This is a genomic window from Neoroseomonas marina (assembly GCF_012927745.1).
In the GTDB taxonomy this organism is placed as follows: domain Bacteria; phylum Pseudomonadota; class Alphaproteobacteria; order Acetobacterales; family Acetobacteraceae; genus Neoroseomonas; species Neoroseomonas marina.
On record NZ_JABBKX010000003.1, the window covers coordinates 441,294 to 464,225 of the forward strand.

Annotated in this window: 21 protein-coding genes; 11 read left to right on the plus strand and 10 right to left on the minus strand. The window is 70.3% G+C overall.

Annotated features, from left to right (window positions below):
- Nucleotides 1-55: 55 nt before the first annotated feature.
- On the plus strand, nt 56-955 hold the full coding sequence (locus tag GWK16_RS12235) for a polysaccharide deacetylase family protein (RefSeq protein WP_170054237.1): 900 nt from the start codon (nt 56-58) through the stop codon (nt 953-955).
- Between the two features lie 125 nt (nt 956-1,080).
- On the opposite strand, the gene GWK16_RS12240 is transcribed toward GWK16_RS12235, so the two are convergent.
- The 3 genes from GWK16_RS12240 to GWK16_RS12250 all read right to left on the minus strand — a co-directional run bounded on the left by GWK16_RS12240 (nt 1,081) and on the right by GWK16_RS12250 (nt 4,241).
- Complete coding sequence (locus GWK16_RS12240) at nt 1,081-2,073, minus strand: Bug family tripartite tricarboxylate transporter substrate binding protein (RefSeq protein ID WP_170054238.1); 993 nt, start codon at nt 2,071-2,073, stop codon at nt 1,081-1,083.
- A 135-nt stretch (nt 2,074-2,208) separates the two neighbouring features.
- Nucleotides 2,209-2,517, minus strand: coding sequence for a PilZ domain-containing protein (locus GWK16_RS12245; RefSeq protein ID WP_170054239.1), 309 nt, complete (start codon nt 2,515-2,517; stop codon nt 2,209-2,211).
- Between the two features lie 152 nt (nt 2,518-2,669).
- Nucleotides 2,670-4,241, minus strand: coding sequence for a gamma-glutamyltransferase (locus GWK16_RS12250; protein WP_170054240.1), 1,572 nt, complete (start codon nt 4,239-4,241; stop codon nt 2,670-2,672).
- A gap of 178 nt (nt 4,242-4,419) precedes the next feature.
- Here GWK16_RS12250 and GWK16_RS12255 point away from each other — a divergent pair, with 178 nt between their 5' ends.
- The gene (locus tag GWK16_RS12255; RefSeq protein ID WP_170054241.1) at nt 4,420-6,564 is read left to right on the plus strand and encodes a malate synthase G; all 2,145 of its coding nucleotides are present in this window, start codon (nt 4,420-4,422) and stop codon (nt 6,562-6,564) included.
- Between the two features lie 42 nt (nt 6,565-6,606).
- Here GWK16_RS12255 and GWK16_RS12260 read toward each other — a convergent pair whose 3' ends face one another.
- A complete protein-coding gene (locus tag GWK16_RS12260; protein WP_170054242.1) occupies nt 6,607-7,635 on the minus strand; it encodes an amino acid ABC transporter substrate-binding protein in 1,029 nt (342 codons plus the stop codon).
- Between the two features lie 143 nt (nt 7,636-7,778).
- Entirely contained in the window at nt 7,779-8,498 is a 720-nt protein-coding gene (locus GWK16_RS12265; RefSeq protein WP_170054243.1) for a pyridoxamine 5'-phosphate oxidase family protein, read from the minus strand.
- A gap of 75 nt (nt 8,499-8,573) precedes the next feature.
- Here GWK16_RS12265 and pdxR point away from each other — a divergent pair, with 75 nt between their 5' ends.
- From pdxR to GWK16_RS12280, 3 genes are all read left to right on the plus strand, one after another.
- Complete coding sequence (gene pdxR, locus GWK16_RS12270) at nt 8,574-10,004, plus strand: MocR-like pyridoxine biosynthesis transcription factor PdxR (RefSeq protein ID WP_170054244.1); 1,431 nt, start codon at nt 8,574-8,576, stop codon at nt 10,002-10,004.
- 81 nt (nt 10,005-10,085) lie between these two features.
- Nucleotides 10,086-11,333 (plus strand): Hsp70 family protein, encoded by a 1,248-nt coding sequence (locus GWK16_RS12275; RefSeq protein WP_211187337.1) that lies wholly within the window; start codon nt 10,086-10,088, stop codon nt 11,331-11,333.
- A gap of 359 nt (nt 11,334-11,692) precedes the next feature.
- The gene (locus tag GWK16_RS12280; protein ID WP_170054246.1) at nt 11,693-11,944 is read left to right on the plus strand and encodes a DUF3297 family protein; all 252 of its coding nucleotides are present in this window, start codon (nt 11,693-11,695) and stop codon (nt 11,942-11,944) included.
- A gap of 97 nt (nt 11,945-12,041) precedes the next feature.
- Here GWK16_RS12280 and GWK16_RS12285 read toward each other — a convergent pair whose 3' ends face one another.
- A complete protein-coding gene (locus GWK16_RS12285; RefSeq protein ID WP_170054247.1) occupies nt 12,042-12,239 on the minus strand; it encodes a hypothetical protein in 198 nt (65 codons plus the stop codon).
- A 443-nt stretch (nt 12,240-12,682) separates the two neighbouring features.
- A complete protein-coding gene (locus GWK16_RS12290; protein WP_170054248.1) occupies nt 12,683-13,876 on the minus strand; it encodes an aminotransferase in 1,194 nt (397 codons plus the stop codon).
- A 312-nt stretch (nt 13,877-14,188) separates the two neighbouring features.
- Between GWK16_RS12290 and GWK16_RS12295 the strand changes: the two genes are divergently transcribed.
- The 3 genes from GWK16_RS12295 to GWK16_RS12305 all read left to right on the plus strand — a co-directional run bounded on the left by GWK16_RS12295 (nt 14,189) and on the right by GWK16_RS12305 (nt 17,047).
- The gene (locus tag GWK16_RS12295; RefSeq protein WP_168039481.1) at nt 14,189-14,527 is read left to right on the plus strand and encodes a P-II family nitrogen regulator; all 339 of its coding nucleotides are present in this window, start codon (nt 14,189-14,191) and stop codon (nt 14,525-14,527) included.
- Nucleotides 14,528-14,733: 206 nt separating this feature from the next.
- Nucleotides 14,734-16,173 carry a type I glutamate--ammonia ligase gene (gene glnA / locus GWK16_RS12300; RefSeq protein WP_170054249.1) on the plus strand — a complete coding sequence of 480 codons (1,440 nt, stop codon included), beginning with the start codon at nt 14,734-14,736 and terminating at the stop codon, nt 16,171-16,173.
- Nucleotides 16,174-16,342: 169 nt separating this feature from the next.
- Nucleotides 16,343-17,047, plus strand: coding sequence for a hypothetical protein (locus GWK16_RS12305; RefSeq protein WP_170054250.1), 705 nt, complete (start codon nt 16,343-16,345; stop codon nt 17,045-17,047).
- Here the strand turns inward: GWK16_RS12305 and GWK16_RS12310 are convergent.
- Together GWK16_RS12310 and GWK16_RS12315 are read right to left on the minus strand one after the other, a co-directional pair.
- Complete coding sequence (locus GWK16_RS12310; protein WP_170054251.1) at nt 17,031-17,873, minus strand: hypothetical protein; 843 nt, start codon at nt 17,871-17,873, stop codon at nt 17,031-17,033. The two genes, GWK16_RS12305 and GWK16_RS12310, sit on opposite strands and share 17 nt — an antisense overlap.
- 4 nt (nt 17,874-17,877) lie before the next feature.
- Nucleotides 17,878-19,032, minus strand: a complete 1,155-nt coding sequence (locus GWK16_RS12315; protein WP_170054252.1) for an aminotransferase class V-fold PLP-dependent enzyme — start codon at nt 19,030-19,032, stop codon at nt 17,878-17,880.
- Between the two features lie 288 nt (nt 19,033-19,320).
- Between GWK16_RS12315 and GWK16_RS12320 the strand changes: the two genes are divergently transcribed.
- Complete coding sequence (locus GWK16_RS12320; RefSeq protein WP_170054253.1) at nt 19,321-19,704, plus strand: helix-turn-helix domain-containing protein; 384 nt, start codon at nt 19,321-19,323, stop codon at nt 19,702-19,704.
- 103 nt (nt 19,705-19,807) lie between these two features.
- Complete coding sequence (locus GWK16_RS12325; RefSeq protein ID WP_170054254.1) at nt 19,808-21,094, plus strand: NCS2 family permease; 1,287 nt, start codon at nt 19,808-19,810, stop codon at nt 21,092-21,094.
- A gap of 6 nt (nt 21,095-21,100) precedes the next feature.
- Here the strand turns inward: GWK16_RS12325 and GWK16_RS25870 are convergent, their stop codons facing one another.
- Nucleotides 21,101-21,754, minus strand: a complete 654-nt coding sequence (locus GWK16_RS25870; RefSeq protein ID WP_408903918.1) for a winged helix-turn-helix transcriptional regulator — start codon at nt 21,752-21,754, stop codon at nt 21,101-21,103.
- Between the two features lie 21 nt (nt 21,755-21,775).
- Between GWK16_RS25870 and GWK16_RS12335 the strand changes: the two genes are divergently transcribed.
- Nucleotides 21,776-22,915: an acyl-CoA dehydrogenase family protein gene (locus GWK16_RS12335; RefSeq protein WP_170054256.1), complete on the plus strand. Its 1,140-nt coding sequence runs from the start codon at nt 21,776-21,778 to the stop codon at nt 22,913-22,915.
- Nucleotides 22,916-22,932 lie beyond the last annotated feature (17 nt).

Here is a 22,932-nt window from a genome sequence, read left to right on the forward strand (position 1 = left end):
TGACCCCGCCGACGCCGCAATTACCGTGCCATGCGCGGTTGCACGGAGATCACCAATGAGCGACGAGACGGCGAAGCCCTGGGAATGGCCGGAGACCCGCTGGCGCCACATCGTCGGCCGCGCGCGTGCGGGGCGTTCCCTCGCGCCGAAGGCCTGGCCGGGCGGGGCGCGCTGCGCCGTCTCGCTGTCCTTCGATGCCGATCACGAGACCATCCCGCTGCGCGATTCCGACGAAAGCCCGATGCGCATCAGCCAGGGCCAGTACGGCAACCGGCAGGGCGTGCCGCGCATCCGCGCGCTGCTCGACCGGCACGGCGTGCGCGCCTCCTTCTTCTATCCCGCCGTCTCCGCCCGGCTGCACCCGAACGAGGTGCGCGCGGTGGCCGACGAAGGGCACGAGATCGGCATCCATTCCTGGATCCACGAAGCCAACACGCAATTGCCGCCCGGGGTGGAGCGCGAGCTCACCTTCCGCGCGGCAGACACGCTCGAGAAGATCGCCGGCAAGCGCCCCGTCGGCATCCGCACGGCGTCCTGGGACTTCTCGGTCGACACCATGGACATCATCCGGGAGCTCGGGCTGCTCTACGATTCATCGCTGATGGCCGACGACGATCCCTATGAGCTCGAAGTCCAGGGCGAGCCGACCGGCATCGTGGAACTGCCGCCCGAATGGATCCGCGACGACGCGGTCTACTTCAACATGGTGCGCTTCTCGGCGCTGCGGCCCTACACGCCGCCCTCGGCGGTCGAGGAGATCTTCCGCGCCGAATTCGACGGCGCCTATGCCGAAGGCGGGCTGTTCCTGCTGACCATGCACCCGCACGTCACCGGGCACCGCAGCCGCATCGCGCTGCTCGACCGGCTCGTCGCCTACATGAAGGCCCAGCCCGGCGTGTGGTTCGGCACGCATGAGGAGGTCGCGCGCTGGTGCGCGCAGCAGGGCGGGTTGTGAAGGAAGGCGGGGGGAAGGGAACTTCCCCCCGAGCCCCCCAACCTTCTTTGGCAATTGGGAACTGACCTCCGAGGTCAGTCTCCGGTCGCGGGCGCGGGGGAGGGTTCCCTCCCCCGCGCTTCGTCTCACGTCACGACGATGTTGTACTGCCGCGCCACGGCGGTCCATTCGCCGATCTGCTGGTTGATGATCGCGACGAAATCCGTCCCCGTCGGCGGCGGATTGCGCGGCAGGGTCTGCAGTTCCTCGAAGCGCGCCATCAGTTCCGGACGCTGCACCATCGTCGGGATCAGCGCCGTCAGCCGCTCCACGATCGGCTGCGGCAGGTTCTTCGGCGCCGACAGCCCAAGCCACTGCGCCGAGGTCAGCTTCGGATAGCCGAGCTCCGCGAAGGTCGGCACGTTCGGGAAGGCCGGCAGGCGCTGGAGCGTGGACACAGCGAGCGCGCGCAACACCCCGTCCTTCATCAGCTGCACATTGGTCGTGATCGGGTCGATCATGGACTCGATCTGGTTCGCCATCAGGTCCTGCATGGCCGGCGCCGACCCGCGATAGGGCACGTGGTCGAGGTTGAGGGCGTTGGCCTCCCCCGTCAGCATCGCGCCGAGCAGATGCGGCGCCGAGCCGATGCCGGAGGACCCGTAGCGGACCGGCCGCACACGCGCCGCGGCGAGGTATTCGTCGAGCGTCCGGTACGGCGAATCCGCCTTCACCAGAAGGACGTTCGCGGCTTCGACCAGCAGGCCCATATGGGTGAAGTCGCTGACCGGATGGAAGGGCAGCGTCGGCATCGTCGCTGTCGAAAAGACATGCACCGAGGCATGGCTGACGAGCAGCGTATAGCCGTCCGCCGGCTGCTTCGCGACGAAGTCGGTCCCGATCACCCCGCCCGCGCCGGCGCGGTTCTCGACCACCACGGTCTGCCCCAACGCCTGGGACATCACCGGGGCCATCAGGCGACTGACGGTGTCGACCAGCCCGCCCGGGGGAAACTGGGCGACCAGGCGGACCGAACCGCGGGTCGGCCAGGCGCCCGACTGCGCGGAGGCAACCCACGGGGTGGCCAAGGGCCCCAGCGCTCCGGCCGCGGCGAGCCCGAGAAATGAGCGACGATTCATGACCTTGCTCCCTGTCAGGGCGCCGTCGCCGCCGGATGATCAAGAAGCAGGCATTGCAGTGGCTCAGACCCCGGCGGCCCGGCGCTCGGGAGACAGGGATGGCAAGCTCCGTGCCGCGCGGCCGGGACCGCGACGTCAGGTGGCGAGTTCGGCGATCGCCCGGCGCCAGGCCTCGGCCTCGGACGGTTCCTCGATCGCGATATGCGCGCCGAGCAGGCTGACGCCGCGCACCCGCGCCCGGAACGCCACCTCGGGACGGCGCATCAGCCGCACCAGCAGCTGGTCGTCGGCGACGAGCCCCGGGACGCCGCGCAGCATGGCGCCGCCGTCGGAGACATCGCGCAGATGCCCATCCCAGACATGGCGTCCGGTGAAGATCGTACAGGGCTGGTCGACCAGGAAACGCGGCGTCCGCCGCCGATCATCGGGATAGGTACCCGGCACCGAGGCCGGCGCCTGGCGCTCTGCCTCGGATCCAGTCTCGTCCGGAGTGGACCCAGGACCATTGCCTGACATGCGCCCCCCACCCGCGGTCTTCCGCCGCCGCGCGCCATTTGGCGCGCCCGGCGAGGGAAGGGCAAGGATTCCCTCACGATTTATTGTGCGAGGGCGGCGCTCCAGGGGCTCATCGCGTCCGTGATGCCCTCCCGCGTGCCGTCCTTGGCGATGCGGATCAGGTTCGGGCAGGCGAAGTTCACCGGCATGACGGCGTGCTCGACCTCGGTCACCTCGGCGTCGCGGGCCAGGACGGCGATGGTTTCCGCCCCCAGGCGACGGTCCGCCGTCACCCCGTCCGGACCCGAGACGTCCAGGCGCGGATGATGCGCCGCCACCTCCGGGCTCATGCCGAAATCGGCGACGTAGGACAGCATCTGGAAGACGGAGGCCATGATGCGGCGCCCGCCCGAGGCGCCGAGCGCGATCGTGGGCGCATCGCCCTCCGCCCCGATGACGGGGCACATGTTGGTCAGCGGACGCTTGCCGGGCCCGATGGCGTTCTTCGCGTCCGGCCGCGGATCGAACCACATGATGCCGTTGTTCATCAGCACGCCGGAGCGCGGCAGCACGACGCGGCTGCCCATCGAGGACAGCAGCGTCGTCGTCATCGCCACCATCATCCCGTCCTTGTCGCAGACGGTCAGGTGGGTCGTGCAGGATTCCGCTGCCTTGGGCTCGGCGTCGCCGAGGCCCGCGAGCCGATCCGCATAGGCCGACCGCATCACGCGGGCGAGCTGCGCATACCAGCCCGCCGTCGGCGCCCTGCCCGAGAAGTCCGCCCCGCGCATGCCGTCGAGCACGGCGAGCAGGGTCGGCGCCGCGGTCAGGCCGTTGGCGAGGAACAGCCGCTTGCCCCGCCATTCCGCCTCGAGCGCCGGCTTCACGCTCGCCTTGCAGCCCATCAGGTCGGCCGCGCTGATCGGCGATCCCATGTCGCGGAAATCGGCGAGCAGTTCGCCGGCCACCTCGCCTTCGTAGAAGTCGCGCAGCCCGGCATGGGCCAGGCGCTCGAGCGTCTCGGCCAGCTTGCCCTGCCGGAAGAAGCCGGGGCTGCCCTGGTAGGGCGGCACCGGCGGCAATCCGTTCGGCAGGTAGATGCGCGCGCTTTCGTCGTACAGCCGCAGCACGGAGGCGCTGTTCGCGACCTTCAGCGTGGTGAACCAGTCCTGCGCCAGGCCGCGCTTCGCCAAGGCGATCGCCGGCGCCATCACCACCGACAGCGGCAACCGCCCATGCTGCGCGTGCAGCTCGGCATAACCGGCGACCGAGGAGGGGATGGCGAAGGACAGCGGGCCGTGGACGTTGCGGTCCTCGAACACCTCCGGCCAGGTGAACAGGTCCGCCTTCTGCCGACCGGTCATCGGGTAGGCGGAAGGATCGAGCGCGTGCGGAGAGACGGGCCCGAAATCCAGGGTCTGCGGGGCGAGGTCCGGCCCCGCGACCTGGGTGAAGCCGATCCCGCCGAGGCCTGAATTCCAGGGCTCCACCGCCGCCAGCGCGAAGGCCGTGGCGACCGCGGCGTCGGCCGCCGTGCCGCCTTCCTCGAGGATGGCGATGCCCGCTTCCGCCGCGTCGCGGGCCTGGGAGGCGACCATGCCGCGCTTGCCCGTGGCGCCGGGCTTGGTGACCTGCCAGTGCTGCGTGACATGGGGGGGCGGCGTCCAGGCCATGGCGACGATCCTATCCTCGTGGGCGCCGGAGCCTTGCGCCGCGCCGCGCCGCCGGCAAGCCCCCCGGCGGCCGCTCTCGCGGCGGCGACGCGCGGCGTTTGCCCATCCGCGCCTTTGCCCCTAGGTAGCGGCGAATCATGCCTCCATGCGGGGCCTAAGCGTTCAGGAGATCAGCACCATGACCGCAACGAAGGGTCTGCACGTCGCCCCGGTGCTCAAGGCGTTCATGGAGACCGAGGCCCTCCCCGGCACCGGCGTCGAGCCCGCCCGCTTCTGGGAAGCGATGGAGCGCGTGCTGCGCGAGCTGGCGCCGGCCAATGCCGCGCTGCTCAGGAAGCGTGACAGCCTGCAGTCGCAGATCGACGCCTGGCACCGCGCCCACCCGGCGAAGCCGGTCGACCTCGCCGGCTACACCGCCTTCCTGAAGGACATCGGCTACCTGCTGCCCGAGCCCGCCGAGGTGAAGGTCGGCACGACCGATGTCGACGCCGAGATCGCCAGCCTCGCCGGCCCGCAGCTGGTGGTGCCGGTCTCGAATGCCCGCTACGCGCTGAACGCCGCGAACGCACGCTGGGGCTCGCTGTACGACGCGCTCTACGGCACGGACGCCATTCCGCAGGAGGGACCGAAGGCGAAGGGCTACGACCCGTCGCGCGGCGCCAAGGTGATCGCCCGCGCCCGGCAGGTGCTGGACCAGGCGGTGCCGCTCGCCAAGGGCAGCCACGCGGACGCGACCGGCTACCGGCTCGAAGCCGGCGCGCTCGAGGTCTCGCTCAAGGACGGGTCCAGGACCGGCCTCGCCCGCCCGGGTCAGTGCGTCGGCTTCCTGGGCGACGCGCACGCGCCGACGTCGCTGCTCTTCGTGCACAACGGCCTGCACATCGAGGTGAAGTTCGACCGCGCCCACCCGATCGGGAAGACCGACGCGGCCGGCATCGCCGACGTGGTCATGGAATCCGCGCTGACGACGATCCAGGACTGCGAGGATTCCGTCGCCGCCGTCGACGCCGAGGACAAGGTCGAGGTCTACCGGAACTGGCTCGGCCTGATGAAGGGTGACCTCACCGCCGAGTTCGAGAAGGACGGCAAGGTGATGGTCCGCCGGCTGAACCCGGACCGCATCTTCCAGAAGCCCTCGGGCGGGGCGGTCACGCTGCATGGCCGCTCGGTGATGCTGGTGCGCAATGTCGGCCACCACATGATGACCGATGCCGTCACGCTCGATGGCGCCGAGGTGCCGGAGACGATCCTCGACGCGCTCTGCACCGTCGCGATCGCGCTGCACGACATCCGCGGCAAGCGGATGAATTCGCGCGCGGGCAGCGTCTACATCGTGAAGCCGAAGATGCACGGGCCGGAGGAAGTGGCCTGGGCGGACACGCTGTTCGCGCGCGTCGAGGACGCGCTCGGCCTCAAGCGCGCCACGCTCAAGATGGGCATCATGGACGAGGAGCGGCGCACCACCGTCAACCTCAAGGCCTGCATCGCCGCGGCGAAGGACCGCGTGGTTTTCATCAACACGGGCTTCCTCGACCGCACGGGCGACGAGATCCATACCTCGATGGAAGCGGGTGCGGTCGTGCGCAAGAACGACATGCGCAAGGCCGCCTGGATCGGCGCCTATGAGGATTGGAACGTCGACACCGGCCTGATGTGCGGCCTGCGCGGGCGGGCGCAGATCGGCAAGGGCATGTGGGCGATGCCCGACATGATGGCCGCGATGCTGGAACAGAAGGTCGGCCATCCGAAGGCGGGGGCGAACACCGCCTGGGTGCCCTCCCCCACCGCGGCGACGCTGCACGCGCTGCACTACCACCTGGTCGACGTCGCGGCGCGGCAGGACGAGTTGCAGAAGGGCGGCCGCCGCGCGGCGCTCGAGAGCATCCTGACGGTGCCGCTCGCCGAGAACACCAACTGGTCGCCCTCGGACGTGCAGGCCGAGCTCGACAACAACGCGCAGGGCATCCTGGGCTATGTCGTGCGCTGGGTGGACCAGGGCGTCGGTTGTTCGAAGGTCCCTGACATCAACGATGTCGGCCTGATGGAGGACCGCGCGACGCTGCGCATCAGCAGCCAGCACATCGCCAACTGGCTGCGCCACGGCATCGTCACCTCCGACCAGGTGATGGCGACGATGAAGCGCATGGCCGCGGTGGTGGACCAGCAGAACGCGGGCGACCCGGCCTACCGGCCCATGGCCGTCGGCTTCGACGGTCCGGCCTTCAAGGCGGCCTGCGACCTGGTGTTCGAGGGCGCGAAGCAGCCCAACGGCTACACCGAGTTCGTGCTCACCCGCCGCCGGCGCGAAGCCAAGGCGGGCTGACCACCGGCGGGCGCCCGGATCGTCCGGGCGCCCTTCACGCCCTCAGCGCATCGGCGGCGCGTAGTGCAGCCCGCCCTGGGTCCAGAGCGCGTTGACGCCGCGCGCGATGCCGATCGGCGCGATGTTGCGCTCCCACACCTCGCCGTAGTTGCCGACCTGGGCGACGATCCGCGCGGCCCAGGCGTTGTCGAGGCCAATCCCCTGGCCAAGATCGCCGGTGCGACCCAACAGGCGCTGGACATCCGGGTTCGTGCTGGCCGCCGCGGCGTCGGCGTTGGCGCTCGTCACGCCGAGTTCCTCGGCCGTCAGCATCGCGTAGTGCGTCCAGCGCACGATGTTGAACCAGCGCCAGTCCCCCTGGCGCACCGCGGGGCCCAGCGGTTCCTTGGAGATCACGTCGGGCAGCAGCACCAACTGATCCGCCTCGGCGCCGCGGCTCGCGCGGAAGGCGGCGAGCGCCGACAGGTCGAGGGTGTAGACGTTGCAGCGATCGGCGAGGAAGGCCTCCCGCAGCGCCTCGATGGTCGGCACGGCGAGCGGCGTGAAGCGCATGCCGTGGCCGCGGAAGTATTCGGCGGTGATGGTCTCCGTCGTGGTGCCGGGCAGCAGGCAGATGGTGCTGCCGTCGAGCTGGCGCAGCGTCGAGATGTTCGACGATCGCTTCACCATGAAGCCCTGGCCGTCATACATGCTGACGCCGACGAAGGCCGCCCCGAGCGTCGCTTCCCGCCCCATCGTCCATGTCGTGGTCCGCAGCAGGATGTCGATCTCGCCCGATTGCAGCACGGCAAAACGCGTCGCCGTGGTCGGCGTGACGAAGCGCACCTTGTTCGCATCGCCGAGCACGGCCGCGGCCACGGCGCGGCAATAGTCGACATCGATGCCGCGCCAGACCCCGCTCGCGTCCGGCTGCGCGAAGCCCAGCGTCGACGGGGTGACGCCACAGGTGACGACGCCCCTCTCCCGCACCGCGGCCAGTGTATCCGGCGCCGGCTGCGCGGCGGCGGGCAGTGCAAGGCCAAGGGCGAGCGCCACGGCCAAACCGGTCGAAGCGGTCCGTTCACGAGACATCCTGGCGGTTCCCCCACATCGCGGAAGCCAGCCACGCCCGATGCCTGGCGGCTCCGGTCGATGACAGTGGGAACCGCTACGGCATCAGGTGTCCTTGATGCCGCGCAACCGGCGCGCAGATTCGTCCGCGCTGCGGTGCCCGGTCAGCGATAGGCCTCGGCGTGGGCCTCGCGCAGCGCCTCCTCCAGCAGCCGTCCCGGCCGATAGGCATCGAGATCCGCGCCGCGCTCCACACCCGCGACCAGGCGCGGGCACGGCTCCGGTTCCCCGAGCACCGTGCGCACGGGCAGCCGCTCGGCGTAGATCGGCAGCGCGTAATCCTCCTCGTCGTCGCCCACGCCCTTGGCGCGGATCTTGGCCGAGGCGCGCTCGATCTCCATCCACACCACCGCGGTCGCCTTGATCTCCTGCGTCGTGCTCTGGCGCAGCCCCGCGGTGCGGTTGGGGAAGAAGCGGTCGACCATCATGGTCAAAGCCCGGACCTTCTCCTCGGGGTCCGTGACCAGTCGTGCCTGCCCGAAGCACATGACCGCGCGATAGTCGGCGGAATGATTGAAGCCGCACCGCGCCATGACGAGGCTGTCGAGATGGGCGACCGTCAGGCAGGCGGGCTCCCCGTCGGACAGGTTGCGCAGCATCCGGCTCGCGCTCGACCCGTGCCAGTAGAGCCGCGTGCCCTCCCGCCAGAACAGCGTGGGCGTGCAGTAGGGCTGCCCGTCGATGACGTAGGAGACGTGGCAGAGCGCCGCGGAATCGAGAATGCGGTGGACGGTCTCATGGTCGTAGCGGGCGCGTTCGTGCAGGCGCTTCACGCGGTTGACCTGGTCGACCGGATAGGCCGGGGCTTCGACGGCGTCGGACATGGTGGGTCCCCTCATTGACCGGCCCCTTGTCGCACTGCGAAATTGGTCGACGCGAGGACCAATTCGGAGCCGTATATGCCGACCATTCGGGAGCGCCATGCTGCCGTGCTCGACCTGCCGTTGCGCCTCGAGGATGAGAGCGCCGGCGGCAGCCAGTCGAGCCGAGTGCATGCGGGGTTGCGGGCGGCGATCCTCGATGGTCGCCTCGCGGCGGGGCTGCGCCTGCCGTCCAGCCGCCTGCTGGCCGAACAGCTCGGCGTCCGGCGCAACGCCGTGGTGGTCGCCTACGAACTGCTGCTGAGCGATGGGCTGGCCGAAGCCCGGGTCGGCGACGGCACCTATGTCGCCGCCCGGGTGCCGCGCGGTGCGGCCGTGGCCGATCCCGTCACGATGCCGGAGAGCGCGCCCCGGGGCGCGCCCTTCGCCGTCGGGCGGACCACCGCCGACCCGATCCTGCTGCGCCGCTTCGCGCGCGCGCTGCGCGACCGTGTCTGGCACGCCGACGAGGCCGAGCTCGGCTACGGCGATCCCCGCGGCAGCGAGGCGCTGCGCCGCGCCATCGCCGAGCACCTGGCCGCGACGCGCGGCATCACCTGCGACCCGAGCCGCATCCTCATCACCAGCGGCACGCAGCAGGGGCTGCGTCTCTGCGCCGAGGCGCTCCTGCGGCGCGGCGACGAGGTGTGGATGGAGGATCCGGGCTACGTCACCGCGCGGCGGACGCTGAGCGCGCTCGGCGCGACGCTGGTGCCGGTGCCGGTCGACGCGGCGGGCATCGACGTCGCCGCGGGGCGGCGCCGCGCCCCGGGCGCGCGGGTCGCCTATGTCACGCCATCCCACCAGTTCCCCACCGGCGTGACGATGTCGATGGCGCGCCGGCTCGCGCTGCTCGACTGGGCGCGGGCCGAGGAAGCCTGGGTGATGGAGGACGACTACGACAGCGAGTTCCGCTTCGCCGGCCCGCCGCTGACCGCGCTCGCCGGCATCGATGGCGCGGGGCGGGTGATCTATCTCGGCACCTTCTCCAAGACGCTGTTCCCCGGATTGCGCATCGGCTTCGTCGTGGTGCCGGCGACGCTGATGGACCGCGTGATGGCCGTGCGCGCGGTGTCGGACCGCTTCCCCTCGCCCATCATGGGCGGCGCGCTGGCCGAGGTGATGGAGGGCGGTGACTTCGCGGCGCATCTGCGGCGGATGCGCACGCAGTACCGGCTGGCGCGGGATCTGGTGGCGGAGGAGCTGGCCCTCGCCTGCGGTCCCCACCTGGCCTTCGAGCGCCCGGATCACGGGCTGCATCTGCTCGGGACCCTGCCCGAGGGGCTCCCGCCCGGCACCGCCAGGCGGATCCAGGCGGAGGCCGGGGTCGAGGGCTGGCTGCTGTCGGAGTTGCGTCTGCTGCCCGAAGGCCCCGACGGCTTCCTGATCGGCTACTCCGGCCATGCGCCCGCGGCCCTGCGCGACGCCGCGAGACGGCTCGGCGCCGCCATCCGCCGCCACTGCGCCTGAGGGCGTCGCGACGAGCCGCCCTTGCCAGGAGGCGCGCAACGGGCTTCAAGGCGCGCCCTCCTCCTGCCGGACACTCCTTTCATGCGCCCCGCGATCGGGATCGATTTCGGCACGACGAACAGCGTGGTCGCGATGGCGCGGCCCGATGGCTCAGTCGTGACCCTGCGTCATCCGACGGGCGAGGTGTTCCGCTCGGTGCTCTGCTTCTGGGCCGGGGAGGATGGCCGCCCGCGCAATGCCGCGGGGCCAGAGGCGATCGAGGCCTATCTCGACGATCCGCTCGCCAGCCGGCTGATCATGTCGATGAAGAGCTACCTGGCGCAGGGCAGCTTCACCGAGACGCGCATCCTTGGCCGGTCCTGGTCGCTCGAATCCCTGATCGGGCTGTTCCTGCGCACGCTCCTCGCGCCCTTCCGCGGCGAGCTCGACGGCGCGGAGGTGACGGTCGGCCGCCCGGTGCGCTTCGTGGCGCAACGCGACGACGGCGTCCTGGCCGAAACGCGGCTGCGCGGCGCCTTCGCCGCGGCGGGGCTCTCGACGGTCGCCGTCGGGCTCGAGCCGGCCGCGGCAGGACACCGCTTCGCCCAGGACCTCGACCACGCGGCGACGGTGCTGGTCGCGGATTTCGGCGGCGGCACCAGCGACTTCTCGGTGATGCGCTTCGATCCCGGGCCGCCGCGGCGCGTCACCGCGCTGGGCCATGCCGGCGTCGGCATCGCAGGCGACGCCTTCGACTACCGGATCATCGACCACGTCGTCTCGCCGCGGCTGGGCAAGGGGACGGGCTACAGCGTGATGGGCGGGGATATGCTGCCGGTGCCCCCCGCCTGGTTCACCAGCTTCGCGCGCTGGAACCAGCTGTCGATGATGCGCGCCCCCCGCACGCTGCGCGACATCGCCGAGGTCGCACGCACCGCCGAGCACCCCGAGCGCCTGCAGCACCTGATCCAGTTGATCGAGGAGGAGGCGGGCTACGCGCTGTACCGCGCCGTCGCCGGCGTGAAGGCGGCGCTGTCGGCCGAGGAGGCGGCGGTGCTCGACTTCGCCCATGGCGACTTCGCGCTGCGCGCCAGCATCGCGCGGACCGACTTCGAGGCCTGGATCGCGCCGGAGCTGACGCGCATCGCCGCGGCGGTCGATGCGGCGCTCGCCGATGCGGGGACGGCACCCGACGCGGTCGACCGCGTGTTCCTCACGGGGGGAACCTCCCTGGTGCCGGCGGTAAGACGGATCTTCACCGACCGCTTCGGGATGGAACGGGTCCTGTCAGGTGGCGAGTTCGTCTCGGTCGCCGAGGGCCTCGCGCTCATGGCGCGCCCGGCGATGTGACGGCTGCCGTCTGATCGGTTTCAGTCCCGACGGGCCTGCACGGTGCGACGTCCCATCTTCGGGAGACGTCCCGGTGAACCGGGATCCGATGCGGACGGATGCCAGGACCAAGAGCCATCCCGGCCTCCCGGGGCAGCGCCTGCGACGGCTACAGCATCGGCCTCGCTTCGGCTGCAGGAGCAAGGGGTCGAAACGCAGCAGTACACGACGCTGACCGGCGCGGGCGGCATCGACCTCGCCCGCGCGGAGTGGTACGGGCGTCCCCCATCGGCCCACCCCGAGAGGGTGGGGCGCCCGGCCTGGCCGGTGCCATGGCCAACCACGCACGGCTCCCCGCCGGCCCATCGAGATTTCGCACCATGACCGACACGCTTCCCGACCGCCTCTCGACCGACCCCGCCAGCCCCTACTTCAACGAGGAGCTGCTGCAGCGCGGCGTCGGCATCCGGTTCCGTGGCCAGGAGAAGACCAATGTCGAGGAGTACTGCGTCTCCGAAGGCTGGGTCCGCGTCAGCATGGGCAAGAGCGTCGACCGCAAGGGCCGGCCGCTGACGCTGAAGCTGACGGGCACCGTCGAACCGTATCTGCGCGGCGCATCGGAAGAGGCCTGACGCACGATGGGCCGGGCACCCCCCCGGGGCCCGGCCCAGTGCGGTCGCAGTCGTGGCGTGCTCTCGCCCGGCCGATCCCCTACCGGCCGGAGCGACGTCACATGTCCTGCGACTTGTAGAGGGTCAGACCGCCCAGCGCCGTGGTGATGGTGCCCAGCACCGCCATCACCAGGGCCACGACACGTGGATCGAGCGTCGGCAGGCCGCCGGGCAGCTGGATCACCGCAGCCGTGGTGAAGATCCCGACGTAGGCGGCGGCAGCGACCGCCCCGAAACCGAGAACGAGGGCGATCATTCCGAGGGCCACCGCTGCCCGCCCTTCGGGCGAGAGGCCGTAGCCATACGACTCAGGGGCGGTCGACCGGCCCATCTGCATCTGATCGCGCATTTTGCACCCCCAGATCACAATCAACGCGGGTATGTGAACACGATCCCGTGATGATTTGCAATCTCGAAGATGCTCTCAATATTGAGAATTTTGCCATCGACTACTATATCTGGTGGAATTGTGCGGTATCGAACCACCACATCTTGTTTGACGCTGAATTCACGGTACGTCTCATTTATCGTGACAGGCGAGACATGCCTCGGCGCGGTTGTCCTGATCCCGTCACGGCGCCCGCCTAACGCCCCGCGGCGCACAACCGCAGGACGATGTGCGCAATGCGGGTATCTGTCGCAATCCACAACCGGGACGCGGCGCGGCGACACGTCACGCCACCGGCTTCCCGGCCGACCTCAACCGGCGGCGGCGACGGGCCTCGAGCCGCGCGCGGCGAGCCAACGCTCCATGCGCGCCAGCGCCTCGTCCAGCAGCGCATCGCCCTTGCAGAAGGCGAAGCGCGCGTAGTGGCTGGGCGCATCCTCGCTGGCATAGAAGGCGGTGACGGGGATGGCGGTCACCTTCGCCTCCTCCGTCAGCGTCCGGCAGAAGGACACGTCGTCGCCGTTCCAGCCCAGCGGGCGGACATCGGTGGTGATGAAGTAGGTGCCCTTGGTCTCGAGCACCCCGAAGCCCAGCCGCGCCAGCCCCGCCGCCAGGCGGTCCCGCTTCTGCTGCAGATGGCTCGACAGTCCGGCGAAATAGGCATCGTCCTTCACCAGTCCGACGGCGACGCCGCGCTGCAGGTTGGGCGGCGTGGTGAAGGTCAGGTTCTGATGCGCCTTGGCGACATTGGGCGCGAGCGAGCGATCGCAGGTGATGTAGCCGACCTTCCACCCGGTCAGGCTGAAGGTCTTGCCGGCGGAGCCGATGCGCATACAGCGCTCGCGCATGCCCGGCAGCGTCATCAGCGGGATGTGTTTCCAGCCGTCGAAGGTCAGGTGCTCGTAGACCTCGTCGCAGATCGCGTAGCAATCGTGGCGGGCAATGAGGTCGGCAATGAAGGCGAGCTCGGCGGCGGTGAACACCTTGCCGGTCGGGTTCATCGGGGTGTTGAACAGGATCGCCTTGGTCTTGGGCCCGAAGGCGGCGGCCAGTTCCGCGCGCGGCAGCTCCCAGTTCGGGGGCGACAGGCGCACCAGCTTCGGCACCGCGCCGAGGAGCTTCACGACCGGAAGATACGTGTCGTAGAGCGGCTCGATCAGCACGCATTCGTCGCCCGGGTTCAGCACCGCCATGAGGCAGGCGGTGATCGCTTCCGTGGCGCCGGAGGTGACGACGACCTCCGCATTCGGATCGACCTCGAGGCCATAGAAGCGCCCGTTGTGGGCGGCGACCGCGTTGCGCAGTTCCGGCACGCCGGTCATCGGCGGATACTGGTTGCGGCCGTCGAGCAGCGCGTCGGCCGCAGCGCGGACCACGTCGTCCGGCCCGTCATAATCCGGGAAACCCTGGCCGAGGTTGATCGCCTGGTGCTGGTTCGCCAGCGCCGACATGACGGTGAAGATCGTGGTGCCGGTGGCGGAAAGAAGGGCGTTCTGCGGGCGCATCGTCCGGGCGCGGTGTCCTGGAAGGTCGAGGGAGCGCCGCTTATGGGGCCACCGGCGGAGGGCGGCAACCCGCAGGCATATGCTGCCCTATTATTGAGCGATTCGCACAATGTATGTGCAACACCATGCTTGAACCACCGATTTTCCCTGGGTCCCGCCGATTGCTGGCCCGGCATGGCGCGTGCAATACCCCGGGCGTGACTGCGGGCACGCCCGCGGCGCACGCCAGGATCAGGGTCAGCAACGAACCGGGCTGAAAGCCGGGAGGAAGTCCTGGGCGCCGCAAGGCGCAGGGGCGTTGGACAGGAGCCGATGAAGAAGATCGAGGCCATCATCAAGCCGTTCAAGCTCGACGAGGTGAAGGACGCGCTGCACGAGATCGGGCTCCAGGGCCTGACCGTCATCGAGGCCAAGGGATTCGGGCGCCAGAAGGGGCACACCGAGCTCTACCGCGGGGCCGAATACGTCGTGGACTTCCTGCCCAAGGTGAAGATCGAGGTCATCTGCGGCGACGAGATGCTCGACCGCGCGGTCGAGGCCATCCAGGCCGCCGCCCGCACCGGCCGCATCGGCGACGGCAAGATCTTCGTCTCCGAGATCCAGGAGGTCATTCGAATCCGCACGGGCGAGCGCGGCGAGGACGCCGTCTAGCCCTGGTGGTTACGCCGCCCCCTTTCTCGGTGAGGGGCGGCGCGAGGTCCGCGTGAGGCGCCAGGCGCCCGCCGGGCCGCAGTATCCAGGCTGGCCGGCATGCGCCGACCCGCCAGGGAAGCCGGGCCACGTCGCGGAGCACCGAAGCCGCGACGGGGATGCAAGGACTTCGGGGTTTTCGCAGTCAGGGAACAGGACCGCACATCATGGCCAAGAAGCCCGCCGCCGCCGGAGGTGGCTCCGCCGTCTCCAAGGTGATGGAGATGATCAAGGAGCACAGCGTCGAGTACGTGGACTTCCGCTTCACGGACCCGCGCGGCAAGTGGCAGCACACCGCCCAGCACGTCTCGACGATCGAACCCGAGATCTTCGAGGAAGGGATCATGTTCGACGGCTCCTCGATCGCCGGCTGGAAGGCGATCAACGAGTCCGACATGATCCTGATGCCGGACGCGACCACGGCGGTGATGGATCCCTTCTCGGCCAAGCCGCAGATGATCCTCTTCTGCGACATCTATGAGCCGTCGACCGGCCAGCGCTACAACCGCGACCCGCGCGGCACGGCGAAGAAGGCCGAGGAATACCTGAAGTCGACCGGCATCGGCGACATCGCCTTCTTCGGTCCGGAAGCCGAGTTCTTCATCTTCGACAACGTGAAGTTCGGCACCGGCGGCACCTACGGCATCTACCAACTCGACAGCATCGAGGGCCCGCAGGCCAGCCTGAAGGACTTCCCCGAAGGCAACATGGGCCACCGCCCGGGCGTGAAGGGCGGCTACTTCCCGGTCCCGCCGGTGGACAGCGAGCAGGATCTGCGCGCCGAGATGCTCTCGACGATGATCGAGATGGGCCTGCCCGGCGAGAAGCACCACCACGAGGTGGCGCAGTCGCAGCATGAGCTCGGCACGAAGTTCGGCCCGCTCGTGGAGCAGGCGGACTTCATGCAGATCTACAAGTACTGCGTGCACAACGTCGCCCACAGCTACGGCAAGACCGCGACCTTCATGCCGAAGCCGGTCTACGGCGACAACGGCTCGGGCATGCACGTCCACCAGTCGATCTGGAAGGGCGGCAAGCCGGTCTTCGCCGGCAACGGCTATGCCGACCTGTCCGACACGGCGCTGTACTACATCGGCGGCATCATCAAGCACGCCAAGGCGCTCAACGCCTTCACCAACCCGCTGACCAACTCCTACAAGCGGCTGATCCCGGGCTTCGAGGCGCCGGTGCTGCTCGCCTACTCGGCGCGCAACCGTTCCGCGTCCTGCCGCATCCCCTACGCGACGTCCCCGAAGGCGAAGCGCGTCGAGGTGCGCTTCCCGGATCCGGGCGCGAACCCCTACCTCGCGTTCGCGGCGATGCTGATGGCCGGCCTCGATGGCATCAAGAACAAGATCCATCCGGGCGACGCCATGGACAAGGACCTGTACGACCTGCCGCCGGAGGAGCTGAAGGGCATCCCGACGGTGTGCGGCTCGCTGCGCGAGGCGCTGCAGTCGCTCGCCGCCGACCACGAGTTCCTGCTGGCCGGCGACGTCTTCTCGAAGGACCAGATCGAGTCCTACATCGAGCTGAAGTGGTCCGAGGTGTACAAGTTCGAGCACACCCCGCACCCGGTCGAGTTCGAGATGTACTACTCCGTCTGATCCTTCTCGGATCCGACGGCAGCTGGGGGCTCCGCGCATCGCGCGGGGCCCTTCTGCTGTTCGGGGGGTGTGAAACGGGTCAGGCCGCCGTGCGGCCTGTGCGCGATGTCGCTTGAAGCGCGGTCGCCCTGCGGCGAAACATCGCGCGCATTCCCACGGGACAGGCGCCATGCCCGCCAATCGCTACATCACGAAGAACGGCCAGATCAGCATCGTCGGCATCGCCGATGCCGGGATGAGCTGCAACCACCCCGCCGACAATCCCGCGGACCCCCGCTGGCAGAAATGGCCGACGCAGGTGACGGTCCCGACCTCCTTTCGCGGGTCGGGCCGGCCGATCAACGTCGTGACCTGCTTCGAGGAAGCGATGGCGCTGGTGCATCGTTCGGTGGGCGACGCCCGCAACCCGCAATGCGATTCCTACTTCCTGGAGCTCGGACGGGGGCGCGCGCAGTCGGTGCGCCGCACGCTGACCGCCCTGCTGGGCTACAAGCTCATCTTCTTCCGCAACGGCTCGGCGAACCCGGCGGACGACTTCAGGGTCACCGACGGCAGCGCCGGCGTCACGATGGGCGAGGTCCTCTCGTCGAACAACGTCGCGGGCAACGCCATCATCTCCATCTCGGCCTATGCCGCGCGGTCGCCGGTCTCCCTCGCCGCGACGATCGTCCATGAGCTCGCGCATGTCGCGGGCGCGCCGGGCCGTCCGGCGGATGGCGACTGGCGGGCCATGAACGAGGCCGCCCGCGCGCCCTACTTCGGCGCCGAGAACGCCCTCAAGGTCTGCGGCTTCACCCGGCAGCACAACCCCGAGATCTACGGCGAGATCCTCGACCGGTTCCAGCGCCGGATGAAGATCACCGGCCTCGCCTGACGCGTCCCGGGGCGGGCTGCGGGCCGGCCACGAAGCGCAGCGAGGCGAAGTAGCGCTCCATCAGCGCCGCCCATTCGACGCTGCGCGGATCGGCTTCCGTGTCCTGCGCGACGCGCCGCTCGCTCGCGCGCAGCACGGCGAAGCCCGCCGCGCCGGCGGGTGCCAGGCAGTACCGACTGTTCGAGGTCATGCGCAGCACCGTCCCGGCGGGAAAGCTCGGATGGTCGCGTTCCTCATAGACGATGCGGGCGGGAATGCAGGCGGTGCCGGCATCGGCCGTGCCGACCTGCGCCTCGATGACGCGCAGCTGCGGGCCTTGTTCGACCGGCAGCAGGCGCAGGCCGCCGGCGGGCGTCTCCTCCCCCGCCATGCCGGCGCGAAGGTCGGCCTCGAGCACCGCGCGGAGCGCCGCCAGGTTCCGCAGGGTCGATGGCGGCACCTGCTCCGGCCCGAAACGCGCCGCGGCGAGGGAGAGCGTATGCGCGAGTTCCGACGCGGTCGGCATCCGGCCCTCGGTGCGCAGCGCCACGGCCGGCGCGAAGCGGAGGAACATCGCGCCCGACGGTGGCTCTGCGCGCTCGCACCAGTCGGGGCCGGGCAGCGTCACCTCCGCGCTGCCGGACGGGCCGCCGACGCTCCGCCTGGCATCGGGATCGGCGATGAAGGTGCCGCCCATGTAGGTGCAGCGCTCCGCGACCTCCTGCTGCGCCTGGGCGAGCGGCACCGGCCGCAGCCCGGGTTCCTCCGCCGCGCAGCCCACGAGACCAAGGCACAGGGCGAGACGGCGCCACCCTGCGGCGGCGCGGAGCCCCTTCCTCGCGCGCATCGCGTCAGGCCGCGCGCTTCACGACGCGGGCGAAGGCGGCGACGAAGCGGTCGACATCCTCCTCGTCATTGTAGACATGCGGGCTGATGCGCAGCCGCCCGAGCCGCGGCGCGGCATAGGCGCCCTGCGCGCCGAGCGCTTCCGCGAGGCCCGCCGGCATGCCGCCGGCGAAGGACACGCAGAGCACATGCGGCGCGCGCAGGCTCCGCTTCGGCAGCAGCGCGCCGGCGGCGGCGAGCCCGTCCTCAAGCCGCGCAGTCAGCATCGCGCAGCGCTCCGATATCGCGGGCTGCGTCCAGCCGGCCATCATCTCGAGCCCGACCGCCGCCATCTCGAGCCCGACGAAATGGTCGCGTTCGCCCATGTCGTAGCGGCGCGCGGAATCGACGTAGGAGAGATCGGCGAAGTACGGCACGCGCTCCGCCGCCACGCCCTTGCGACCGAAGGCGGTCTGTTCGAGCGGCACGCCGCCCTGCCAGCGCTTCGCCACATAGGCGAAGGCCCGGCCATAGGGCCCGAGCACCCATTTGTAGGTCGGGAAGATCAGGAAATCCGGGTCGATGCGCTTCACGTCGAGGTCCATCATCCCCGCGCCATGCGTCGCATCGATCAGCAGCGCCGCGCCCTTCGCCTTCAGCGCCGCGGCGATGCGATCCATGTCGAGCGCCGACCCGTCCGACCAGTGCACGTTGGAGATCGAGGCGAGCGAGACCGGCGCGCCGGGCTTCGCGATCGCGGCTTCCACGGCAGCGGTCCAGTCGCCGTCGGAGGGCCGCTTCACCGTATCGACCGTGAAGCCCTGGGCGGGCGCGCGCACCATCCATTCGAGCACCGGGGAGGAATGGTCGTCCTCCAGCACCACCACGCGGCTGCCGGCCGGCGGAGCGAAGACCTTGGCCGCGGACGCCACGCCGTAGCCGACCGAGGAGACCACCGCGACATCCTCCGCCGCGGCGCCGATCAGCGCGGCGGCGGCGGCGCGGGCGCGCTCGATCACCCGGCCCGGCAGCGCGGGATCGACCTCCCAGGGGCGGCCCTTGCGGCCGACGCCCATGCGCCCGGCCTCCTGCACCGCGAGCGGCAGCGGCGACCAGGCCGCCGCGTTGAGGTAGGCGACCTCGCGCGGCAGGTCGAAGAGATGGCGCTGGGAGGGCAGCATCGGGCGGTTCCTGGGCCTTGGACGCGGGAAGCCTAGGCATGGTTTCATCCGCGCGAAATCCCCCGGTTAACCTCGTCGGCAGGGCGGCCTCGGCGGCACAGGGGGTTACGCGGCGCCGCTCAGCGGAGACCGCAGCGAAGGTTGAGGCGACCGGCCGGATTTCATCCCTCGTTAGCCGAATCGGGCGCAGTTCCGACCCTGCCGCGCGGTCGCGCCGGACCCGCGCCGCCCCTCCGGCCCTGGCCCCGCGACGGCGGCGGCAGCAGAGACGGCCATGAGGGAGACAGGATGTCCCACCACAACCCCCTGCCCGGTGCCTGCGAGCGCGAGGCGCAGCAGGACCCCGCGCAACTCGAATTCGACGGCCAGGCGGGCGCCGCGCTCCACCGCCGGCGTCGCGGCCTTGGGCTGACGGCGACCGAGGTCGCGCGCCGCGTGGGCATCTCCCAGCGCCGCATGGCGCGGCTGGAACTGGGGCTCGAGCCGCTGACGCTCCGGCTCGCCATCGGTCTCGGCGTGGCGCTCGGCATGCCGGCGGGGTGGTTCCTGCACCTCGACGCCGCCGCACTGCCCGAAGCGATCGGCATCGCGCTCGACGAGGCGCAGTCCCACTGGGCGCAGACGCTCGCGATGCGCCTGGCCGAAGCGGGCGCGGCGGGGATGCAACACTAGGCCGCCAAGTGCCGGGCCCGTCGCGGCCCGGCCTCGCACCCCGGCGATCTCCGGGCGATTCGCGGCGTAGCCTTGCGGCGAAACCCTCATGGAGGTCCCCCGCATGGAGCGCCTGTTCCGGCTGAGCGAGCGCGGCACCGACCCGCGCACCGAGATCCTCGCCGGCCTCTCGACCTTCCTCACCATGGCCTACATCGTCGTGGTGAACCCCTCGATCATGACCGCGGCCGGCATCGACCAGGGCGCGGCCTTTGTCGCCACCTGCCTCGCCGCGGCGATCGGCTCGATGCTGATGGGGCTGATCGCGAACTTCCCGATCGCGCTGGCGCCGGGAATGGGGCTCAACGCCTACTTCGCCTTCGCGGTCGTGCAGGGCATGGGCGTGCCGTGGCAGGTCGCCCTCGGCGCGGTGTTCCTGTCGGGGCTGATCTTCTTCGCCGTGTCGATCCTCAAGGCGCGGGAATGGCTGGTGAACGGCATCCCGGTCTCGTTGAAGTTCGGCATCGCCGCGGGGATCGGCTTCTTCCTCGGCCTGATCGGGCTGAAGAACATGGGCCTGGTGGTGGCGGATCCGGCGACGCTGGTGGGGCTCGGGTCGCTCACCCAGACCTCGACGCTGATCGCCTGCGCGGGCTTCCTGGTGATCGCGGGCCTGTCGGCGCGCGGCGTGCCGGGGGCGATCATCATCGGGATCCTCGCCACCGCCGCGGCGGGCATTCCCTTCGGCCTGACGAAGCTGGCGGGCATCGCGAGCCTGCCGCCCTCCCTCGCGCCCACCTTCATGCAGCTCGACATCGCCGGCGCGCTCGGGCTCGGCATCACCGGCATCGTCTTCACCTTCTTCATCGTCGACCTGCTCGACAACACCGGCACGCTGATCGGCACGGTCCACCGGGCGGGGCTGATGAACAAGGACGGCACGGTGCCGAACCTGGGCCGCGCGCTGGTCGCGGATTCCACCGGCGCGATGACGGGCGCGGTGCTCGGAACCTCCACAACCGTCAGCTACATCGAGAGCGCGGCGGGCATCCAGGCCGGCGGGCGCACGGGTCTGACGGCGGTCACCGTCGGCGTGCTGTTCCTGCTTGCGCTGTTCCTGGCGCCCCTCGCGACTTCCATCCCGGCCTTCGCCACCGCGCCCGCGCTCGTCTTCGTCGCCTGCCTGATGGCGAAGGCGCTGCAGGAGCTCGATTGGGAGGACGCGACGGAATACATGCCGGCGATCGTCACCGCGCTCGCGATGCCCTTCACCTTCTCGATCGCGACCGGCATCGGGCTCGGCTTCATCGCCTATGCGGGCGGCAAGACGCTGGCGGGGCGCGCCGGGGACGTGCATGGCGCGGTGTGGCTGATCGCGGTGCTCTCGGCGATCAAGTTCTCGCTGATCTGAGGCCGCTCAGGCCTCCAGACCTCCGGCGGGCGGAAGACGAACCTCCGTTTGCGCGGCCTGTCGAAGAGGCCGAGCAGCGCCTAGCCGCGCTCGGCCGGATGGGGTGGCCTCTCGAAGGCGATGCCGTCGCGCGCCGAAGCAATGCTGCGGACGTCGCAGCTCATGACGCCGCGCCGGGCCGGGAAGGACGAGCGCGGGATCTGGCCACCTACGCACAGCAGGAGGAGATGCGGGGCGACATCCTCGGGCTGCAGGATCGCCCGGGTAGGCCCCGCCCCCAGAGCCCCAACGCTTCGAGGATCGGCGGACGTCCTCGCCGGCGGTCGTGGATGCACGGACGTCGCTAGGCCCGATGACCTTCGTGGTGATCGAGATCACGCCGCGCTGTTCCAACGCCCGCAACCTCTGCGCGAACGACGCCTTCGACATGAGCGGCAGGCGACGGCGCCGATCATTGCACGGCCCCGGCCCGCATCGGAACTCGCGCCAGATCAACCATGTCCAGCGTTCGGCGACGAACTCGCTGGTCTTCACGACGGAACAGAGTTGTCCGTCGCCGGTCATGGCGACGCTTCGGGCTGCGCGAGACGACGCAAGCAGGTCCATTTTCTGTCCTTGAAGCACGCGCGTCCGAAAAGCGACCGTCCGCGCCATCGTCATTCCAGGACGGGAGAGACCACGATGCCGGACGCCATCACCACCGACCTGCCCAGGACGGACTGGGTCGCCCTCGCCGACCAGGTCGGCCGCGAGATCGCCGCCACCACCGCGCGCCACGACGAGGAGGGCAGCTTCGTCGAGGAAGGCTTCCGCGCGCTCAAGGACGCTGGCTTCTTCAAGGCGCTGATCCCCGCGGAACTCGGCGGCCTCGGCGCCGACTACCGCGATGTCTGCAACGCGATCCGCCGCCTCGGCACCTATTGCGGGTCGACCGCCCTCGCCTTCTCCATGCATTCGCATCTGGTCGCCGTGCCGGCGTGGCGCTGGCGGCACGAGAAGGCGCCAGTCGAAGGCATGCTGAAGCGCGTCGCCGCCGAGAACCTGATCCTGATCTCGAGCGGCGGTTCCGACTGGCTGCCGAGCAACGGTCGCGCGACCAAGGTCGACGGCGGCTTCCGCGTCAGCGCGAAGAAGGTCTTCTCCAGCGGCTGCCAGATGGGCGACCTGCTGGTCACGAGCGCGATCCACGACGACCCCGAGAAGGGCCCGACGGTCCTGCACTTCGCCGTGCCCTTCACGGCGGAAGGCGTCCGCCGGGTCGACACCTGGCGCGTGCTCGGCATGCGCGGCACCGGATCGCACGACGTGGTGCTGGAGGACGTCTTCGTGCCGGATGCCGCGGTCGTCGCGCGGCGCGAGCCCGGCAAGTGGCACCTCCTGTTCCACCACATCTTCGCCCTCGCCTTCCCGCTGGTCTATTCGGCTTATGTCGGCGTGGCGGAAGGCGCACGCGCCCGCGCACTCGAGATCGCGCGCGACAAGCCGAAGACCCACGCGCTGACCATCGCGGCCGGACGGCTCGAGAACGCCTTCATGCAGGCGGAGATGTCGCTCGACCGGATGATCACCATCGCCGAGACGGAAGCCCCCGGCGCCGAGCGCACCAGCCGCGCGGCCATCGCCCACACACTGACGACACAGGCGGCGATCGCGACCGTCGAACGCGCGATGGAACTGGTCGGCGGCGCGTCCTTCTACCGGGACCTGGGCCTCGAACGCGCCTTCCGCGACGTGCAGGGCGCGCGCTTCCACCCGCTGCAGGAAGTGCCGCAGCTGGAACTTACCGGGCGCATGGCGCTGGGGATGGGGATCGACGGGTGATGGGTGGGCCATCGGGG